The 3229-nt window shown below is 47.8% G+C and carries 2 rRNA genes; both read left to right on the forward strand.

Annotated elements, in window-relative coordinates:
• Positions 1-72 precede the first annotated feature (72 nt).
• A 23S ribosomal RNA gene (locus tag KVT36_RS31410) occupies positions 73-2952 on the forward strand.
• Positions 2953-3104: 152 nt separating this feature from the next.
• A 5S ribosomal RNA gene (rrf, locus tag KVT36_RS31415) occupies positions 3105-3216 on the forward strand.
• The last annotated feature ends 13 nt before the right edge of the window (positions 3217-3229 follow it).

A 3229-nucleotide genomic window follows, 5' to 3' on the forward strand; every position in this document is an offset into this window, starting at 1 on the left:
GCACTAGAGATAAGTTCTTTGACATATTGGGAAAACAAGTTGTATACGAGAGGTATTAATTTGTTGAAGATTTTTAAAGCGAATAAGGGCGCATGGTGGATGCCTAGGCTCTAGGAGGCGAAGAAGGACGTGGTAAGCTGCGAAAAGTTACGGGGAGCTGCAAACGAGCGTTATATCCGTAAGTATCCGAATGGGACAACCCAGTACACTGAAGGTGTATTACCCGCAAGGGGGCCAACGCAGGGAACTGAAACATCTAAGTACCTGCAGGAAAAGAAAATAAATAATGATTCCCTAAGTAGTGGCGAGCGAACGGGGAAGAGCCCAAACCGGGATGGCGTGCTGTCCCGGGGTTATAGGACTACATTTAGAAAGCTAGATCAAGCTGAATCATCTGGAAAGATGAACCAAAGCAGGTGAAAGTCCTGTAGGCAGAAATTCTAGTGGACGCGTAGTATCCTGAGTAGTGCGGGACCGGAGGAATCCTGTATGAATTTGCCAGCACCATCTGGTAAGGCTAAATACTCCCTAGAGACCGATAGTGAACCAGTACCGTAAGGGAAAGGTGAAAAGCACTTCGAACAGAAGAGTGAAATAGTTCCTGAAACCGTGCGCCTACAAGCGGTCGGAGCCTGTTAAAGGGTGACGGCGTGCCTTTTGCATAATGAGCCTACGAGTTACTCCTCACTGGCGAGGTTAAGCACTTAAGTTGCGGAGCCGCAGCGAAAGCGAGTTCTAACAGAGCGTTATAGTCAGTGGGGGTAGACGCGAAACTTTGTGATCTATCCATGGGCAGGTTGAAGGTTTGGTAACACAAACTGGAGGACCGAACTCATTAGCGTTGAAAAGCTATGGGATGACCTGTGGATAGGGGTGAAAGGCCAATCAAACTGAGAGATAGCTCGTTCTCCCCGAAATGTTTTTAGGAACAGCCTCGTTTAAAGGTATCATAGAGGTAGAGCTACTAATTGGGCTAGGGGGCTTCACCGCCTACCAAACCCTAATAAACTCCGAATGCTATGATATAAGAACGGGAGTGAGGCTGTGGGCGCTAAGGTCCATGGCCGAGAGGGAAATAACCCAGATTAACAGCTAAGGTCCCTAATCGTATGTTAAGTTGAACAAACGCAGTTCAAATCCTATAACAGCCAGGATGTTGGCTTGGAAGCAGCCATTCATTTAAAGAGTGCGTAACAGCTCACTGGTCGAGGGTTTGAGCACGGAAAATGATCGGGCATCAAACATACAACCGAAGCTTTAGGATTCTGCCCTAGGGGTAAGAATCGGTAGGGGAGCATTCCAAACTGCATTGAAGGTGTATCGCGAGATATGCTGGAGCGTTTGGAAAAGAAAATGTAGGCATAAGTAACGATAAATAAGATGAAAAATCTTATCGCCGTAAGACTAAGGGTTCCTGATCAACGTTAATCGGATCAGGGTTAGTCGGGTCCTTAGGCAAAGCCGAGAGGCGCAGCTGATGGCAAACTGGTGAATATTCCAGTACCTGCTATAATTTCGATGGGGTAACGGAGTAGTGAAAGGACTGCGCACTTACGGAATAGTGCGTTAAAGGGAGTAGTTAAATTTTGTGTAGGTAAATCCGCATGAGATGGCGAACCTGATAGTACTGCAAAGCTTCGGCAGCGCAGATAATGTCCCTAAACAGACTTCCAAGAAAACCCTCTAAGGTTAGGTTATAGCAGCCCGTACCGTAAACCGACACAGGTAGTCGAGGAGAATATCCTAAGGCGCTCGAGTGATCCGTGGTGAAGGAACTAGGCAAATTGACGCTGTAACTTCGGGATAAGGCGTACTGCAGTGATGCAGTCTCAGTAAAATGGTCCAACCAACTGTTTAACAAAAACACAGGGCCCTGCAAAATCGAAAGATGACGTATAGAGCCTGATACCTGCCCGGTGCTGGAAGGTTAAGGAAGGGTGTTAGTCGCAAGGCGAAGCACTTGACTGAAGCCCCAGTAAACGGCGGCCGTAACTATAACGGTCCTAAGGTAGCGAAATTCCTTGTCGGGTAAGTTCCGACCTGCACGAATGGTCTAATGAGTTGGACACTGTCTCCACCACGAGCTCGGTGAAATTGTAGTATCGGTGAAGATGCCGGTTAATCGCAACGGGACGGAAAGACCCCGTGAACCTTCACTACAACTTAACATTGATTTTGAGTGACAGATGTGTAGGATAGTTGGGAGACTATGAAGCGGCTTCGCTAGGAGTTGTGGAGTCAACGTTGAAATACCAACCTTCTGTTACTTAGAGTCTAACCCAGTAATGGGGACATTGTTTGGTGGGTAGTTTGACTGGGGTGGTCGCCTCCTAAAAAGTAACGGAGGCTCGCAAAGGTACCCTCAGTACGGTTGGTAATCGTACGCAGAGCGCATTAGTAAAAGGGTGCTTGACTGTGAGGCAAACAAGCCGAGCAGGAGCGAAAGCTGGCTAAAGTGATCCGGTGGTTCTGCATGGAAGGGCCATCGCTCAAAGGATAAAAGGTACTCCGGGGATAACAGGCTGATCTCCCCCAAGAGCTCATATCGACGGGGAGGTTTGGCACCTCGATGTCGGTTCGTCACATCCTGGGGCTGGAGAAGGTCCCAAGGGTTCGGCTGTTCGCCGATTAAAGTGGCACGTGAACTGGGTTCAGAACGTCGCAAGACAGTTCGGTCCCTATCTGTTGTGATCGTTAGTAAATTGCGAGGACATGACCTTAGTACGAGAGGACCGGGTCGTACGTACCGCTGGTGTATCAGTTGTGCCGCCAGGTGCAGTGCTGAGTAGCTATGTACGGCATGGATAAACGCTGAAAGCATCTAAGCGTGAAACCAACCTCAAGATGAGTTTACTTTTAAGGGCCGTCAGAGACTATGACGTTGATAGGCTACAGGTGTAAGGGTGGTAACATCGCAGCCGAGTAGTACTAATTGCCCGTAAGCTTTAATTTTATTTTAATACATCTCTGTACAACTTCCCAATATGTAAATTATTAAGGCTGAAAGGCGAAAGCTGAAAGCAAAAAGCACTTGCGTGGTATTAAAACCGATGCAGGCAAGCTTTATGCGTTCTGCTTTAAGCTTTAAGCTTCCATAAAGATCTTATGGTGGTTATGCCGAGGGTGTTCACCTCTTCCCATTCCGAACAGAGAAGTTAAGCCCCTCATGGCCGATGGTACTGCACCACAATGCGGGAGAGTAGGTAGCCGCCGTATTTATTAGAAAAGG

Origin of the sequence: Chitinophaga sp. GbtcB8 (assembly GCF_019091455.1) — a bacterium.
GTDB lineage: Bacteria > Bacteroidota > Bacteroidia > Chitinophagales > Chitinophagaceae > Chitinophaga.